Source organism: Streptomyces sp. NPDC030798 (assembly GCF_055572275.1).
The window spans coordinates 52,012-67,863 of the sequence record NZ_JBVIDR010000009.1; the positions used below are offsets into that span (position 1 = coordinate 52,012).

The 15,852-nt window shown below is 71.5% G+C and carries 18 protein-coding genes; 2 read left to right on the top strand and 16 right to left on the bottom strand.

Annotated elements, in window-relative coordinates:
- Nucleotides 1-17: 17 nt before the first annotated feature.
- From ACZ404_RS21250 to ACZ404_RS21300, 11 genes are all read right to left on the bottom strand, one after another.
- Nucleotides 18-929, bottom strand: a complete 912-nt coding sequence (locus ACZ404_RS21250; RefSeq protein ID WP_468442117.1) for a peptidoglycan-binding protein — start codon at nucleotides 927-929, stop codon at nucleotides 18-20.
- Nucleotides 930-993: 64 nt separating this feature from the next.
- Nucleotides 994-1,398: an ATP-binding protein gene (locus ACZ404_RS21255; protein ID WP_468442119.1), complete on the bottom strand. Its 405-nt coding sequence runs from the start codon at nucleotides 1,396-1,398 to the stop codon at nucleotides 994-996.
- A 23-nt stretch (nucleotides 1,399-1,421) separates the two neighbouring features.
- Nucleotides 1,422-2,126, bottom strand: coding sequence for a hypothetical protein (locus tag ACZ404_RS21260; protein ID WP_468442121.1), 705 nt, complete (start codon nucleotides 2,124-2,126; stop codon nucleotides 1,422-1,424).
- Nucleotides 2,126-3,247 (bottom strand): hypothetical protein, encoded by a 1,122-nt coding sequence (locus tag ACZ404_RS21265; RefSeq protein WP_468442123.1) that lies wholly within the window; start codon nucleotides 3,245-3,247, stop codon nucleotides 2,126-2,128. Before ACZ404_RS21265 ends, ACZ404_RS21260 begins: the two co-directional genes overlap by 1 nt.
- A 27-nt stretch (nucleotides 3,248-3,274) precedes the next feature.
- Nucleotides 3,275-4,294, bottom strand: a complete 1,020-nt coding sequence (locus tag ACZ404_RS21270) for a hypothetical protein (RefSeq protein WP_468442125.1) — start codon at nucleotides 4,292-4,294, stop codon at nucleotides 3,275-3,277.
- 33 nt (nucleotides 4,295-4,327) lie between these two features.
- Nucleotides 4,328-5,515, bottom strand: coding sequence for a hypothetical protein (locus ACZ404_RS21275; protein WP_468442127.1), 1,188 nt, complete (start codon nucleotides 5,513-5,515; stop codon nucleotides 4,328-4,330).
- A gap of 43 nt (nucleotides 5,516-5,558) precedes the next feature.
- Nucleotides 5,559-6,479, bottom strand: a complete 921-nt coding sequence (locus tag ACZ404_RS21280) for a phage distal tail protein (RefSeq protein ID WP_468442129.1) — start codon at nucleotides 6,477-6,479, stop codon at nucleotides 5,559-5,561.
- An 18-nt stretch (nucleotides 6,480-6,497) separates the two neighbouring features.
- On the bottom strand, nucleotides 6,498-7,769 hold the full coding sequence (locus tag ACZ404_RS21285) for a phage tail family protein (protein WP_468442131.1): 1,272 nt from the start codon (nucleotides 7,767-7,769) through the stop codon (nucleotides 6,498-6,500).
- Entirely contained in the window at nucleotides 7,766-8,956 is a 1,191-nt protein-coding gene (locus ACZ404_RS21290; protein WP_468442133.1) for a phage tail protein, read from the bottom strand. Before ACZ404_RS21290 ends, ACZ404_RS21285 begins: the two co-directional genes overlap by 4 nt.
- 30 nt (nucleotides 8,957-8,986) lie before the next feature.
- Nucleotides 8,987-9,910, bottom strand: a complete 924-nt coding sequence (locus tag ACZ404_RS21295) for a hypothetical protein (protein WP_468442135.1) — start codon at nucleotides 9,908-9,910, stop codon at nucleotides 8,987-8,989.
- 383 nt (nucleotides 9,911-10,293) lie between these two features.
- Complete coding sequence (locus ACZ404_RS21300) at nucleotides 10,294-10,497, bottom strand: hypothetical protein (RefSeq protein ID WP_468442137.1); 204 nt, start codon at nucleotides 10,495-10,497, stop codon at nucleotides 10,294-10,296.
- Between the two features lie 482 nt (nucleotides 10,498-10,979).
- On the opposite strand from ACZ404_RS21300, the gene ACZ404_RS21305 reads away from it, so the two are divergent.
- Complete coding sequence (locus ACZ404_RS21305) at nucleotides 10,980-11,774, top strand: hypothetical protein (protein ID WP_468442139.1); 795 nt, start codon at nucleotides 10,980-10,982, stop codon at nucleotides 11,772-11,774.
- 18 nt (nucleotides 11,775-11,792) lie between these two features.
- Here ACZ404_RS21305 and ACZ404_RS21310 read toward each other — a convergent pair whose 3' ends face one another.
- The 5 genes from ACZ404_RS21310 to ACZ404_RS21330 form a co-directional block, all read right to left on the bottom strand.
- Nucleotides 11,793-12,047 (bottom strand): hypothetical protein, encoded by a 255-nt coding sequence (locus ACZ404_RS21310; protein ID WP_468442141.1) that lies wholly within the window; start codon nucleotides 12,045-12,047, stop codon nucleotides 11,793-11,795.
- Between the two features lie 188 nt (nucleotides 12,048-12,235).
- Nucleotides 12,236-12,526 carry a hypothetical protein gene (locus ACZ404_RS21315; RefSeq protein ID WP_468442143.1) on the bottom strand — a complete coding sequence of 97 codons (291 nt, stop codon included), beginning with the start codon at nucleotides 12,524-12,526 and terminating at the stop codon, nucleotides 12,236-12,238.
- 98 nt (nucleotides 12,527-12,624) lie between these two features.
- The gene (locus ACZ404_RS21320) at nucleotides 12,625-13,224 is read right to left on the bottom strand and encodes a phage tail tube protein (RefSeq protein WP_468442145.1); all 600 of its coding nucleotides are present in this window, start codon (nucleotides 13,222-13,224) and stop codon (nucleotides 12,625-12,627) included.
- A 112-nt stretch (nucleotides 13,225-13,336) separates the two neighbouring features.
- Nucleotides 13,337-13,750 (bottom strand): hypothetical protein, encoded by a 414-nt coding sequence (locus ACZ404_RS21325; RefSeq protein WP_468442147.1) that lies wholly within the window; start codon nucleotides 13,748-13,750, stop codon nucleotides 13,337-13,339.
- Nucleotides 13,751-14,153: 403 nt separating this feature from the next.
- Nucleotides 14,154-14,645 carry a helix-turn-helix domain-containing protein gene (locus ACZ404_RS21330; RefSeq protein WP_468442149.1) on the bottom strand — a complete coding sequence of 164 codons (492 nt, stop codon included), beginning with the start codon at nucleotides 14,643-14,645 and terminating at the stop codon, nucleotides 14,154-14,156.
- A 202-nt stretch (nucleotides 14,646-14,847) separates the two neighbouring features.
- Here ACZ404_RS21330 and ACZ404_RS21335 point away from each other — a divergent pair, with 202 nt between their 5' ends.
- Nucleotides 14,848-15,612, top strand: a complete 765-nt coding sequence (locus ACZ404_RS21335; RefSeq protein ID WP_468442151.1) for a WhiB family transcriptional regulator — start codon at nucleotides 14,848-14,850, stop codon at nucleotides 15,610-15,612.
- The last annotated feature ends 240 nt before the right edge of the window (nucleotides 15,613-15,852 follow it).

The window sequence follows — 15,852 nt, forward strand, 5'->3', positions numbered from 1 at the left end:
CCTCGCTTCTCGGTGGTTCAGGAGCTGTAGGGGACCTTCAGCGCGGCCCAGGACACCGGGCCGGGCCAGCCGTCGGCGTCCGCGCCGTGGTAGCCGAGCTTGCGCTGCCAGGCGGCGTACGAGGCGCGGTCGGCCTCGGACCAGCGCGGCCCGGGGCCCAGGCGGTAGTGCCCGCAGCCCTCGGCCACCAGGCGGCGGCCCATCGCCGTGACGATCGGGGAGTCAGGGCCGTCCTTGAAGAAGGAGACCCCCGGGAACGGCTGGTGGCGGGGCGTTCGCGGGGGCGCGGGGGTCTGCCCGCCGCCGCCGGTGCCGGCGGACAGCCGGGCCTCGACCCGCCGGCGCATGCCGGTCATGGAGAAGCCGCGCGGATCGCTCTTCCAGTCCGACCACTCCAGGTGCCCGATGACGGACCGGGCGCCCCAGCCGTGGGCCCGGCACAGCGCCGCCGCGACCCGCTCGATGGCGTCGAGCTGGGCGGCGGGCCAGGGGTCGTGGCCGTCGCCGAGGTTGACGCACTCGAAGCCGTAGAAGCGGGAGTTGCCGTCCACGGCGCCCGGGCTGCCCTCGTGCTGGTGCGGGGCCGGGGGCCGGTCGCCGTACGTCTCGGTGATCACGGCCTGCAGGACCGACGGGTCGCCGCCGCCGGCGTGGTTGGCGCGGCCGTTGCCGACGAGGTGGACCGTGCCGTCCTTGGCGATCACGCCGTGGCAGAGCGGGCCGGGCAGGGCCGCGTCGCCCCGGAAGCACAGGCTGACGCTGGAGCCGGTGCCGGAGGTGACGGTGTGGTGGATGACAACTCCGTGGACCGGCCCCCAACTCCCCTTGTGATTGCGGTTGTTGGTGCGCCAGCCGGGCTCTTCGACGACGGTGACGCCCTCGGCCCGCAGCGCGGAGACGAGGGCGTCGGCGGACAGGGGTGTGGCCATGGGAACTCCAGACATGAAAAAACCCCGGGCCGGTCGGCTCGGGGGCTGCTGTGGGAGGCGGGGGTCAGGCGGCGGTGTCGGACTCCGTGGTGGTGCCCGGGTCGGCGGGGGCCGGCGGCCACTGGGCGCACAGGGCGGCGTACGCGGCGGTGTGGGCGGCGAAGTCGTCCAGGGCGGCGGCGACCGCCCGCTGGACGGCGGTCTGGTCCGGGACGACCGGGTCGGCGCCGACCGGCATCACCGTCACCCGCCCCCAGCCGCGCAGCACGGCACCGTCCGCGCCGGTCTCGGTGAACTGGGCGTCGACGGTGACCGGGGAGTAGGTGCCGGTGATCGAGTCCGGCCCGATCACGCTGCTCAGGCTGGTGTCGGAGACGTTGACGTGGATCGTGTGGCCGGCCTCCGTGATGGTCGCGCGGCCGGCGTAGTCGATGGCGAGCCCCCAGGGCTGGCTGGTGTCGATGTCCATGGATAGGCACCTTCCTCGGGTCGTCAGGTCGTCTGGCTGCCGTGCATCAGCACGGGGTTGGCGTAGACGGTCCCGGAGCTGCTGGAGACGTACGCCTGGACCTCGACCTTGATCTGCGTGCTGAAGACGGAGGCGAAGTCGGAGGCGACCGGTCCGGTGAAGTTGAAGTCCGCCGGGACGGTGACGGTGTTGCCCCACGGGGCGCCGTTGACCAGCACCCGGACATAGCCGGTGGCGCCGGAACTGGCCCGGGTGTTCACCAGCAGACGCATGTACGGCTGCCAGACCACGTTGTACGACATCGCGATCGTGGTCCACGTGGTCGCGCTGGTCTGCGGCCAGCGCGCGGTGTTGGTGTCCTGCGGGGGCAGCATGGTCAGCCAGGGCCGGGCGAGGCCGCCGGTGGCGATGTCGTCGGAGAAGATCTCCCGGTTCGCGGAGTCGTACAGCCGCAGTGGCTGCTGCGAGGTGCTGGTGCCGTCGCCGTTGTAGAGGCTGAGGGCGTAGGAGCCGGTCTGGCGGCGGATCGCGAGTCCGAACTCGCTGCCGCTCCACTTGCCGACCCGGAACACCTCGGGCCCGTTGTCCGGTGCCCGCACGGACAGGTAACCGCTCTGGCCGGAGCCCTTGTTGAGGGCCGGCAGGCCGTTGACGGCGGTGGACAGCTGCTGGATCCGGCGTTCCATCCGGGTCAGCCGGTCGATGATGTCCTCGGGAAGCTGGGGCATCAGAGCTCCTCCAGATACAGGTCGGCGGTGTCCGGGCGGCCGCGCTGGGCCGGGCTGACCTTGACGCCGACGATGCGGTAGCGGGCGTCGAGGCCCTCGGTCCACCACTCGTCGGTGATGCGCAGCCGTACGGTCCGGCCGAGCAGCGCGGGCGGCACCAGGTCGTCGAGGCGGATGGTGATCTCCGGGACCACCACCGCCCCGGTGGCCTCCGCCAGGTCCGCCCGGGCCAGGGAGTTCAGGGTGGGCCTGTCGGTGACGTCGGTGTGGTCGGAGGACAGGTCGAGGCGCGGGTAGCCCGCGTCGATCAGGTCCGTGGCGACCTGCTCGTCGGAGCACTGGGGCCGGGACTCGGCGGCCTGGTTGTCGTTGACGGAGGCCCCGCGGGTGCGGGCGGTGGTGCCGCCGCGGGTGGCGTCGCGCGGGAAGGAGTACGACAGGATCGTGCCCGGGCGGTCCAGGACCAGGTCGGTGGTGCCGATCAGGATCTTCGGGCTGCCGAGCTGGAGCCGGCGCACCCGCCGGCCGGTGGCCGGGTCGCGGTAGACGGAGATGCGCTGTTCGAACCCGCCGTCCACGGCGGCGAGCGCCTCGATGGCCTCCTGGTAGACGGTCTCGTCGCCGTCGCGGTAGGAGACGTATCGGTACTGCCCCGAGGTCTCGGTGCCGTAGCTGACGCCGATGTCCCCGCCGGGCAGCGAGGTCTGCAGGTGCTGCCACAGGGCGCGGGCGATCTGCAGCTGGTCCGGCGGGGGATCCGACTGGCGGGCGGGGTACGACAGGTCGGCCCGGATGCGGCGGCGTCCCGCGTACGACTCGAAGGTCGCCGCCTGGATGCCGAGCGTGAGCACGCCCCGGTCGTCGCTCTGCAGGGTGGCCGTCCAGACGATGCCGCCCCACCACAGGTCGGTGCCGCGCTGGAGGTAGACGGAGGTGCGGCCCTCCTCGATGCGGCGGACCCGGGCGGCCACCTCCGCGTCGGGCACGGGGACGGTGCCGGAGAGGGATCCGGCCTTGCCGATGTAGTCGTCCACGGTGACGTCCCGCAGCGGCAGGATGTCGATGGTGGTGTCGGTGCGCAGATCGCAGAAGATCGCGCGGTAGGGAGTGGTCGTGGTCATGCGGCGGTCAGCTCCTCGGCGCGGTCGTCACAGCACGAAGCAGGCGGAGATCCGCAGGCTGTTGCCGGACTGGATGACACCGCTGGTGGACCAGGTGAGCAGGTAGACCGAGCCGTCGGCGAGGATGCGGACGGAGCCGTCGGCGAATCCGTCGGTGACGGTCGCGTAGGTGTCGCCGGCCGGCCGCCAGCCCGCCGGCAGGGTGGCGACCAGCTGGTCGGTCACATTGCCCGGGTTGGTGGTGCCGGCGGCGGTGGCGGTGATGGTGGCGCCGGTGCGGGTGAGTCCCAGAGTGAAGGAGCACACCCCGTGCGTGCGGCGCGCGGCGTAGGCGTTCACCGACCAGTCGGTGGCCGCGGTGACACCGGTCGTGGCGGTCTCCACCGCCACCGGGGTCTGGTAGTCGGCCCAGGCGGTGCCGGTCCAGCGCTGGAGCACACCGCTCAGGTCGCGGTACTGGCCCGGGTAGGCGCCGTTCGTCGTGTCGGTGGTGACCGGCAGGATGCCGCCGAGCGCCACGGTGGCGGTACGGCGGCCGGTCAGCGCCGTATTCCAGTTCGGCGCCTGCGCGGCGCTCGCGCCCTTCGGGATGAGCGCCTCGTACAGCGGCAGCGCGAGGGCGGGCGTGGCCGGCGCGGCGGGGGTGGCCGCCGGAGTGCCGCGGACGATCTCGATGACGGCCTCGGTGCGGCCGGAGCCGTCGTAGAAGTCGTCGTAGACCCGCAGCACGACCAGGTCGATCCGGTTGTACTGGGCGTCGCCGTCGGCGAAGGTCAGCGTGAGGCTCTCGGTGAGCGCGACCGGGTAGGCGCCCTGCGCGTCGGTGCCCTGGACGAGGGCGCGGCCGGGGGAGACGGTGGCGGACATCGAGTTCGCGATGCCCTGGACGGTGAACCCGGCGAGGCGGCTCTGTCCGTCGGCGGAGCCCGGCAGCAGGCCGGAGCGGGTGGCGACGGGCGAGACGGGGGTGAGGGCGCCGAGCGCCACGAGCCGGGTGTCCTCCCGGGACTGGCTGTCGGGAGAGAGCCAGCCGGAGCGTACGGGCATGTCGGCTCCTTTCGAGGAGAGGGGGAGGGGCGGTCAGTTGGCGGGGTCGACGCGCAGGAACTGGTTGTCGAACCAGCAGGTCACGGCCGCGTCGCTGGAGCGGAACATGGCGGTCATCGTGTAGACCAGGCCGGGTGTCAGCCCGTACAGCCGCCACATGGTGGCCACGGAGCCGCCGACGGCACCGCCGTAGGAGCAGGAGTACTCGTCGTTCGGGGCGAAGGAGACGGTGCTGCCCTGGGTGATCTTGGGGGCCATGCTCCCGAACGCGGTGCTGCTGTTGCTGGTCGTGATGCGCGCGCCGAAGTGGAGCAGGACCGCGCCGGTGGGCGGCGCGGTGAAGTTGACGCTCAGCGCGGTGACGGTCGTGCCCGCCAGCGTGGAGGTGTACGTCGTCGACGTGGTGGACCCGGAGTCCAGCGACGAGGTGAACGCGGAGGTCGTCACGGCCGGCGTCCAGGCGGAACCGTTCCAGCGCTGCAGCACGCCGTTCGGCGCGTCCCGGTACTGGCCGACGTAGCCGCCGGTGGTGACGGTGGACGGGGCGATGCCGCCGACGCCCTTGGGGTAGGCGACCCAGGCCGTGCCGTCCCAGCGCTGGAGGGTGCCGTCGAGGTCGCGGTACTGGCCCGGGTAGGCGCCGGCCACCGTGTCGCCGGCGGTGGCCGGCAGGATGCCGCCGAGGGACACGGTGGGGGTGCGCAGGTCGGTCAGGGCCGTGTCCCAGGAGATGCCACCGTGCCCGGCGCTCGCCCCCGCCGGGACCTTGACCTGGAACAGCGGCAGCGCGAGGCCCTGCGCGGTGGGCGGGGTCGCCGGGGAACCCGGGGTGCCCCGGACGATCTCGACGACGGCCTCGGTGCGGCCGGAGCCGTCGTAGGCGTCGTCGTAGATCCGCAGGACGACGAGGTCGATGCGGTCGTTGGTGGCGTCGCCGTCGGCGAAGGTGAGGGTGGGCTCGTCGACGACGGTCACCGGGTAGGCGCCCCGGCTCTCCGTGCCCTGGATGACGGCCCGGCCCGAGCTGACGACGGCGGTCATCGCGCCCTTGTTCCCGGCGAGCCAGAAGCCGGAGATGCGGTACTTGCCGTCGTAGGAGCCGGGCAGCACGCCGGAGCGGGTGCTTGCGGGCGAGGTCGGCGTGAGTGCGCCGAGGGCGGTGAGCCGGGTGTCCTCCCGGGTCTGACCGGTGAGCGGCAGCCAGGCGGAGCGGGTGTTCATACGCGGTTCCTTTCGTACGACGGGGTCTTCGGGGAGAGCGGGCTCACCAGTCGGCGGAGCGCCAGCGGACGGTCATCCGGGCTCCGGTGTCGTAGGTGTCCGGGCGGAACGCCAGTTGGGCGGTGCCCGGCTCGAAGGCGAACAGTTCCTCCGGGCTGCTGTCGGCGGCGGCGGTGTGCCGGCGCGAGGCGCTGCCGTTGAGGGTGACCGTGCCCGCCGAGGTGTCGACGACCAGCGCGTCGCCGGCGGCGAGCGGGATCTCGTAGCGCAGCCGGCGGCCCGAGATCCGGTCGGTGACGGTCGGGTTGACGCACGGGCCGGTGAAGGTGAGGACCGGGTGGGTGGGCGCGGAGCCGTCGTTGTCCACCGCGATGTCCCCGGTGGACGGCGCCTGCCCCCAGTACAGCGGCCAGGTCAGCGGCCAGGTGAGCCCGCTCTCCGGCTGCGGCGGACCCGTCACCGCGCTCTGCTCGGTGACCGCGTACCGCCGCGGGTCGGTGGCGTACCACTGCACGGACGCCTTGGAGACGCCCTGCGTGGTGTACGTCCGGTCGGCGGCCAGCACCCGCTGGCTGACCCTCGCCCTGACGGCCAGGGTCTCGCCGTGCAGCCGTACGGCCAGCCAGCGTTCCTCGTCGCCGAGGAGCAGCGCCTGGCGCAGGGCACGCATCGCGGCGAGCGAGGAGGCGGTGTCGTCCTGCGGCGGCAGGGTCCACACCGTGCCGCCGACCTTGCGGGGCTTGGCGTAGCGGGCGCCGGGCCAGGCGCCGTGCGCGGTGGGGTGGTCGGCGTCGGACGTGTCGTAGTCGGGCAGGTCCTCCCAGCCGGTGAGCCCGCCGCTGTCGATCTCGTACGGCGTACCGGGGCCCATCAGCAGTCCGGCCCACTGCATCTGCCCGTCGAGGGTGATGAGTGAGCCGGGTGGGAGGTCGTCGGTGTATGCGGTTGTGGTCGTATCGGCCATCGGGCCGTCACCTCGCTGTCAGGGGCGGGCGTGGGCGGTTGCCAGGAAGAGGAGGTCCTCGGCCGTGCCGAGGGCGCCGGCGCCCCGGCTCTCGTGGAACTCCTGGATGCGGTGGGGGTGTGCGGCAGCGGAGGTCCGGTGCCGGGCGGCGAGCGCCCGCTGCCGGTCCAGGGCGGTGAGGGGCAGGACGCGTCCCGCGCGCGCGTGGGCGCCGGGAACCGCGATGCCGCCCTCGGCCAGCATCGGGATCTTGTTCAGATGGACGCCGAACTTCTTGCCGAGAATGCTGAAGCTGAGGCTGTTGAGCCCGTCGATGATCCAGTTGGCGAACGCGATCAGCCCCTGGACCGGCCCCTTCACGACCCCGGCGACGGTCTGCGCGCCGGTGGTGACGAACTGCCCGATCGCCCGCAGGGTGCCCGCGGTCGCGTCCTTGACCCGCTGGAACATCCGGGGAATGTCCCTGCGGATCCAGTCGAGCACGGGCTGCACGGCGCTCTTGAAGCCGCTCCAGATCGCCGACGTCCTCCCGCTGAGGGCGCGGGTGTCGCCGGTGGTGAGCGCCTTGAGCACGGCGAATCCGGTGCCGATGACCGCGCCGAGGACGGTGAGCGTGCCGCTGATGATGCGCAGAGAGCCGGTCATGTACGTGCTCACCACGGTCGCGATGACCTTGAGCACCGGCGTGAGGATCGTCAGATACCCCTCGACGTACTTCAGGACCAGCGCAGCCAGCTGCTCCATCAGCCGCTGACCGGTCTCGGAGTTCATCGCCAGGTCCAGCAGCCAGCCGGCCACCGGGAGCAGGATGCCGGTGACGAAGCCGATGGGGTTGGCGCGGGTGACGAGGTTGATCAGCATCATCACGCCGGAGCCGATGGTCATGGCGGTGCCGAACGTGTCCAGGAGGCCGCCGAGCACGCCGGAGGCGTCGAGGAGCGCGCCGACGACGGCGAGGACACCGCCGAGCGCGCCGCCGAGCCTTCCGAGCGCCCTCCCGGCGCTCTTGACCCTGCTCGCGACGGACTTGATGCCCGACCCGGCGCCGGTGGCGGTCCGTCCGGTCCTGGCGACGGAACGGGCGGCGGTGTCGGCGTTCGTCTTGAGCTTCTGGACGGCGGTGGCGCCCTGGCGGGCGGGGGTGCCGACACGGTCCAGGTCGCCCGCGGTGTCCTTGACGCGGTCGGTGAAGGACCGCAGGCCCGAGTGGGAACGGTCCACCGTGGTCCGGAACGAGCGCAGGACGGGTACGGCCCCCTTGAACGGGTTGCGTACGACCGCGCTGCTCATCCGCGTGCCTTCGCCAGGAACATCAGGGCGTCGGCGGTCCGCTGCGGGCTGCTCTGCTCGGCCGCGTAGTAGTGCTCGATGTGCAGTGCCGCGCCGTCGGGACCGCCGGCGTAGGCCCTGCCCTGCGCGGCGGCCCTGCGCAGCAGTCGGTCGAGCTTGCTGAGCGGCAGCACGGCCTCGGCCTCACCGGCCTCCGCCAGGATCGCCGGCACACCGCCGGAGCGGGGCATGACGACACCGCCGGTGGCGAGGGCGGGGATGTGCGGCAGGCTGACGCCGAACGTCTTGCCGCCGACCATCGGGACCCAGCCGGGGATGGACACGTGGATGCCGTTCAGGGCGCTGATCGCGCGGTTGATGATGCCGATGACGCCGTTGATCGGGCCGGTCACCGCGCTCTTGATGCCGTTGAAGGCGTTGCCCGCGATGCCCTTCAGGCCGCCCCAGATGCTGGACAGCCGGTCCTTGACGGCGCGGAAGGCGCTCGGGATCACCGACTTGATCCAGCTGACGACCGGTGAGATGACGGCCTTGATGCCCTTCCAGACGCCGGAGACGACCGTGCGGATCGCCTTCAGCGTGTTGCTGATGACCGACTTCCAGGCGTTGACGTTGGAGCGGATGACGGAGGTGATCGCCTTGACGACGGACGAGATCGCCGACTTGATGCCGGTCCAGACCGACTTGATCAGCTTCCCGGCGTTCTTCATGATCGGCCCGATGGCCTTCATGACGCTGCTGATCACGGTCTTGATGACGGTGAAGGCCTGTTTCATGACCTTCTGCATGGTCTTGGAGTTGGTCACCATGTCGATGACCTTGTCGATGAGCGGCTGCAGCAACTGCATGAGCAGGCCGAAGAAGTTGCCCTTCATCGACTTGTTCATCTTGTCCTGGCCCTTGGCCGCCTTGCTGGCCCCGGACTCGTACTTCCCGAGATTCTTCCCGGCGCTGGACCCGGTCTTCCCGGCCTTGCCGAGAGACTTCTCGGCCTTGTCGGACGCGGACTTGAGGTCCTTCAGCTCCTTTCCGGAGCCATCCGCGGCCGTCTTGAGGGACTTCAGCTGACCGGCGCCCTTCTGGCCGGCGCTGCCGATTGCCTTGGCGGCGGCGCCGGCACCGGAGGCTTTGGACTTGAAGTCCTCCAGCGAGCCGGATGCCTTCTTCAGGGAGCTGACGAGACTCATGGAGCACCTCCTTCTAAGAGAGCTGGATCGTCAGGAGATGGCGTCGGCGGCGCGGGTGGAGGCGGTGGCGAGGTTCTGGAACATCTCTCGCACCTTGTCCGCGTTGTCGTGGAGTTCCTTGGCGGCCTTGGAGATGTCCCGCAGCGTCCGGGGCTTGGGCAGCTTCTCGTGGTCGAAGGCGGACATCTTCTGATTGAGCCTGTCCGTGGCCGCGGTCAGGTCGTCGAGTTCCGCGGGGCGGAGCCGTTCGGTGACCTTCTCCAGAGCGCCGCTCAGTTTGGTCGCCGCGCCGGCGGTCCGCTTCATCCTGGCTGCGGACGGGAGCTTGGACTTGAGCCTGTCGAATGCCTCGACCTGACTGTTGACCCTGCCGAGCGCCTGCCCGAGATCGCGCGCGTCGCCCGTCCCGGGCAGACCTGAGCCACCGCCACGGCGGTTTCGCCGCCTGCTCTCCCGCAGGGCCTGCTGCCGCTCGCCGGCGGTGCGTTCCGGCCGGAGCCGGAACCTCCCGTCGTCGTCCCGCCCGTAGTAGCGGCGCTGTCCCGTGAAGCGGCCCGTGGCCTTCAGCGTGAGGTTCTTGAATGTCTCCGTCCAGCCTTTGATCTTCTCGAGGGTTCCGGTGATCAGTGCGCGGACCTTGCCGTAGAGGGCGACGGCACCGCCGACCACACCGGCGATCATGAGGATCTGCGCCGAGGGATCCACACTGTGGAAGGCGTCCTTGAACTGCTTGAAAAGCTCCAGAGCCTGCTTGACGATCGGCTTTTCTTTGATGATGTCCCAGGCGCTCTTGGGCTCGGCCTTCTTTTCTTCAGGCTTCTTCCCGCCCTTCTCGATCGCCGTCTTCAGCTCGACCATCTTGGCGTCGAAGTGAGCGGTGGTGACATTCTTTTCGAGTTGCTGCTTTACTTCGGTCAGTCGGTCGTATACCTCGTCCGTGGTGTGCTGTCCCATGCGTCTGCTCCTCGTTGGTGTCGCTCACCTGGGGATTTGTCCCGTTCTTGGTCTTGCTCGCGTCGCGGATCCCCGGTAATCTCGGGGTTTCGGCGTGGGATTCAGGGGGAATAAATGGTCGATTTTTTGTTCTGGGTCATCGGTAGCTGCTTCTTTCTTGCGGGTTTGTTCTGTTTCTTCATCGCCCTCCTGATGTGGTCCAGCTGGCGACAGGGTGTGGAGCGGGCGTCTTTCCCGAAATTTCTGGCCTGGTTCTGTGCGGGCGTGGCCTCGGAGGGGCTCATGCTGGTCTTCTACACCTGTAAGCCGTAGAAGCATCGACATGCCGAAAGCCCGCCGGGCTCGGCCTGGCGGGCTCGCTGCGGATGCCGGCAGTCGGCCGATTACCCGCGCGGTCGCGCGCGTCGCGCCTCCGTCAGTGCGTCCGTCCACCCCGCCGCGTAGGCCTTCGACTCCCGCGCGAGCAGTTCCTCGTACAGCCGGTCGAGCAGCGTCTCGCGGTCGGGCGCGGGCGTGCGCAGGAGATCGGCGAGGCGGGTGTAGGTGTCGATCGGCTGTTCCGGGATGTTGCTCGTGCCAGTCGCCATGTCGTCCTGCTTTCCGGTCTGTCCGTGCTGGAGGTACAGGGGGGCGCTCCTGTGGTGGGCGAAGCGTCTGTTCGAACTAGTGTACGAGAAACAGGTGGTGTCGTTCCGTGTTTGCCGAAAACGCTCCGTGGCCGAACCGGTGCGACCTGCGGCGACGCACGGGGTCGCCTGCGAGGTGTGTCGAAGGTGTGGAGTAGGATCCGGCCGTTTCCTCCCGTCGGTGAATCACGAGTGAACGTCCCGGTAGTACACGGGACCTGAGGACCAGTCACACGACGGTGGACGGCGGCAGGGCAGCCGTTCTCGCGCGGGGGGCGCGATGGGGCAGGGGCGAGAGCAAGGCCTACGGGGTGGACGGGGACGCGAGTAACGCGGAACAACGGCATGCAGTCGATTGGCTGGAACAAGCCCCCGATCTGCCTCATCTCATCGCTCGTCTGTCCGAGCTGGTTCTGCGTCTCGGCTACGAGCCGGAAGATCTGGTGATCATTCCGCGCGCCGAGCTCGACCGGCGTGAGTTGTCGGCCTACAGCGCCGGCTGGGCCGATGTGGTCGACGAGCAGCTTCCCGTCGTCCGGAGCGCGTACGAGCAGCGGATCACGGCGGCCTACCTGCAGGGCCAGGAGGACGCCCGCACGGGGCGCCGCCCGCGGCGGGCCGGGCGCCCCGAGGGCGCCCCGGGCGCAGAGGTCATCCCGCTGCCCTACGTCCAGCTCCTGCGGCCACCGGCCGAGCTGACGCGCGTCGAGCGGCGCGGCGAACGGGAGCGGTCCGTGGCGGACGGTACCCCGGTGGCGGTGTTCGAGGCCGGTGCCGGCGACGGCCCGGACCCCGTCTCCGGACGGAACGAGCAGGCCGGCGAGACGCGGACCGGGCCCGGGCGACCGGTGCCGGACGTCACGGCGGGTGAGGTGCCCGACCGTACGGCCGACCCGGAAACGGGGGAGGGGGCCGGTTCCGGTCCGGCCGCCGGCCTTCTGCTCTCCGCCCGCGAGGTACGGGAGAAACGATCGGCCTCCTCGGAACGCCGGCCCGTCGTCCGGCGCAACGGCCGCCCCAGCGTGCCCCCGCTGCCCCGGCAGGGCGAGGCGGGCACCGGCCGGGACAAGGGGCACCGCACGGAGGCACAGGAACAGCCCGGCCCGCCGGGTGCCCGGAGCGAGGGACGGCCCCGTCTGTCCGACAAGGCCCGCGCCCTCGCCGAGGAACTGGAGGGCAGGGCGTCCCCGCCCCGGCGCCGCGACGAGCAGCAGCCGGGAACACCCGGACGGCGGTGAGCCCGGTCGGCCGGCCGCTCAGCCGAAGAACCGGGCGAGCTGGGTCGGCGAGGGGGTCTGCCCGCCGGGGCCGGACGGATCCTGGACCCGGCTCTTCTCGCCGTCCCCTTCGCCGCCGTCCTCTTCTCCCTTCCCTTCGCCGTCCCGGTACTCCGGGCGAGGTACCGGCGCCGGTGGCTCCGGCTGGTCGTGCTCGTCGGAGTTGACGCACGCGAACATCCAGTTGGCGGCCGCCAGATGGTCCACGGCCGCCGCCAGCAGATGGTCCGTCACCGACCACTCGGCCGCCTCGCCGTGCAGCTCCCGGTTGAGGGCGCTGTCGCGCGGCAGGTGCTTGATCAGCAGCGCGAGTCGCCGGGCGGAGAGCCGGTCCCGGTGCCAGTCGAGCAGGTCGATGCCGTAATAGCGGAGCAGGTCCGCTTCGAGGGCCTCGGCGTGTTCGTCGACGAACCCGACGAGGCTCAGTCTTCCCCCAGGCCGAGCCCGGTCTCCTTGCCGTAGGCCTCCAGGACGGCGGCGATGTCCTGCATGGTGACCTCGTGCTGCTCGAACCGGGCGAACTGCTTCTCGCCCATCAGCAGCTTCAGCAGCCCGTCGACGTCGTTGTCGTCGAGCTTGCGCAGCGCCTTCGCCGTGGCGCGGGTCAGCTCCGTGGGCAGGGTGTAGCTCTCGCCGTCGAGCTCGAACGACCAGGTGCGTCCGAGGGCTTCGAGGCGCTGGGCGCGGGCTGCGTTGACGTCGAAACGGGCCATGGTGGGTGCTCCTTGAAGTCCGGAAGTCAGTGAGTCGGTGGGGATGAGAGGGCGGTGGGGCGGGCCGGAGCCCGCCCCACCACGGTGGTCCGGCCGGATCAGCTCGCGGCGTACGCCGAGTCCTTCATCACGAAGGACGCCAGCGCCGAGCCGTCGGCGGCGGACATCGCCGTGAAGGTGATGCCGAGCTGGGAGGCCGCCTTGCGGGCCAGCTTGATGTCGTCTGCCGCCGTGACCTGGCCGCGCGGGATGCCGAAGCGGTAGGTCACCGCGGTGCCGTCGCCGGCCCGGACGTCGGTGAACTCCAGGCCCAGGGCGCGCACGTCGGCGAACGGGCGCTCGGCGACGTCGTACTTGTAGACGCCGGTGGAACCGGTCACCGCGTCGACGCTGCCGCCGCCCATGAAGAACGGCAGCGTGTCCTCGTTGAACTGCAGCAGCGAGAACTTCAGGGTCAGGTCGCGGTCCGAGTACACGAAGTGCACCGGGCTGACGGCCTGCCACACGTCGATCGGCTCCAGCTTGTCCTTCTTGCTGAAGGTGACGCCGTCACCGGTGGTGAAGCCGAGGTTCTTCCAGCTCGCCCAGTCGGTGGCGGAGTCGGTGGAGAAGGTCGTCGGGACCTTGGTGTCGGCGGCGGCGACGTACAGGCGGCCTACGCCGGCGACGCGGATCTCGGACGAGTTGGTACCTGCCATGGTGGTGTCTCTCCTTGTGAGGGAAGGCTGCCGTGCCCGGCTGGTCCGGGTACGGCGAAGGCCCCGCCGGGGTGGCGGGGCCTTCGGTCTGTGGGGTGCGGCGCGAGGGCGGTCAGTAGACGTCCAGGTAGACCTTGTGGACGCTCACGTACCGGTTCGCCGCGTGGTAGAGGTAGTCGGGCAGCCAGCGCGGGCCGTCCTGTTCCTCCACCTCGGTGATGAGGTTCGTGCCGTACTGGTTGCCGGCGGTGGCCAGCAGTGCGCGGCGGGCCTCGTTGGCCAGGACGTGCGCGGCCTGCTTGGTCGGGCCGTACACCTCCAGCTCGATCAGCGGCTGGTCGACGTGGAGTTCGCCGACCCAGGCGCCGCCGCGCCGGTTGACGAGGACGGCGGCGGTGGTGCCGTCGAAGCTCGAGGGCGGCTGGACGGTGACGAGCGCCGTGGAGAGCGCCGGGTCCTGCTTCAGGATGTCGACGACCAGGGCCTCGACGTCCGGGAAGGCGCTCGGTGGTGTGGGTGTGGTCATTGCCGGGTCACCTCAGGGCTGCGGGCGCGCGGGGCGCGGGGTGGGTGGCGGGCACGGGGCCCGGGACCCCGGCACCGGGAAGCGGCAGGAGCGACGCCCTTTCCTGCGGGCACAGCTCCGCCGCTGCACCAACTGTGACAGAGAGCGTGCGCGCACGCAACTAAACAGGTGAAGTCATGCGCTGCGAGATGTGAATGCGCGGCGCCTGGGGGGGCGGGCGGCGGTGTGTGGCGGGGCGCCTGGGGCCACTGGGGTCGCGTGCCCGGACATGGCGGTGCACCCGTCGGCTCAGGGGCTCGCGGGTGCCGGCGGGTGTTCTCGTGTGTTCTCCGGCGTTCGGAGTCGCGGCGCGGTCGCGGGGGCGTCGGTCGCGGGGTGAGTCTCGGGGTGCGGGCTGGGTGCGTCAGTCGCGGGCGGGTGATGTGCCGGCCGCCGCCTCCACCGGCATCCGCGTCTCCGGCTGGAGTTGCGGTGCGGCCTCGGCCCCGGTCGGCAGGAACTGCTCCACCACCCTGACGAACATCTCGCGCCGGTCGGTGGGCACCCCCAGCAGTTCGGCGACCTCCTCCAGCGTGGGCCTGCGGCCGAACTCGGTGCTGGGTGCGGGGGAGGCCAGATGATCGTGGGGGTCGGCCAGTTCCTCGGCGGTCAGCCTGCCGGAGCGGATGAGCATGTCGCGCACCGGCACGCCGAGCACTCTCGCGAGCCGGCGTGTGGTCTCGAGGTCCGGCATGCTCTGCCGCTGCAACAGGCGGGTGACGGCGGCGCGGTGCACCCCCGCCTCGTCCGCGATCCGTGACTTCCCGCCCCCCCGCGGGCTGTCGATGTCGTATCCGCGGTCGCGCATCAGGTCTTCGACCCACGCCGCGAACGCGTCCAGGTCCTGGCTGGTCATCTTTGTGCTCGCTTCCCTCTCGGAGGCCACGAGTTTAGCTTGCTTGCGCGCGCGGTATTACGTGCGCTCGTGCAAGCAATGTGAACAAGGTGTGGCGTGGCGGGTGTTGGAGGTGGCGGTGGCGGAACTTTGTTGCGAGCGCGCGCGCAATCTGTAAGTCTGGACGGCGCTTACGCCCCACCCGTCACACCAGGGAGGCCTCATGTCCGTCCTCGGCTCGTGCTCCGCGCATCCTGCGCCGGAACCCCCGGGCTGGCAGTCCGCCGCAGCCTGCGCCGGGCTGCCGCCGAAGGTCGTGTTCTCGAAGAAGGTGAAGGAGGCGGCTCCCGCGCTGCGCGCCTGCGCCGGCTGCACGGTGCGCCGCCGCTGCGAGGAGGCGGTCGCGCCGGCGGAGAGCTGGTTCGACGGCGTCTGCGGCGGCCGCCTCTGGCGCTCCGGCCGCCCGGTCCCGCTCGCGGGGGACTTCCTCACGGCGACGTCCGGGGGTGCGGAGAGGGCGATGGCCCCGAGTACGGCGCAACAGCCGACGCCGTCGAAGCCGGCGGCGAGGCCGCTGCCGGCGGCGATGGCGACGCGCCCGGCGACAGCGACGCGTCGAGCCCCGGCAACGCGTCCGACGCCGCAGAGGCCGTCGGCGGCGGTGGAACGCCCGGCGAGGAAGGGGCGCCCGGCGACCGCCGAGCGTCGGGTGGCCGCGGAGCACCCGGCGACCGGCGCCCGTCCGGTGGCCGTGGAGCGTCCGGCGACCGGCGCCCGTCCGGTGTCGGTGGAGCACCCGGTGGCCGGCGCTCGTCCGGTGGCCGTGGAGCGTCCGACGCCCGGCGACCGTCCGGTGGCCGTGGAGCGTCCGGCGTCAGGCGACCGTCCGGCGACGGAGAAGACCCCGGCGACGCCCCGGTGCCACGCCGACCCTCACCCGACCGGCACCCTCCTCGGCGCCGCCCGCAACGGAGGCCGCCTTGCCTGACGAACGCCCGATGCCCCACGCCCGCCCGACGCCCGACGCCCGCCCCGCGCCCGCCGCCCGCCCGGAGGCCGGTGCCCGTCCTACGCCTGGTGCCCGCCCGGAGGCCGGTGTCCGTCCGATACGTGGTGCCCGTCCGACGTCCGACGCCTCCGCACCCGGCGCCCGCCCCGCATCCGGTGACCGCCCCGCACCCGACGCCCGCTCGGAGGCCGGTGCCCGCCCGGAGGCCGTTGTCCGTCC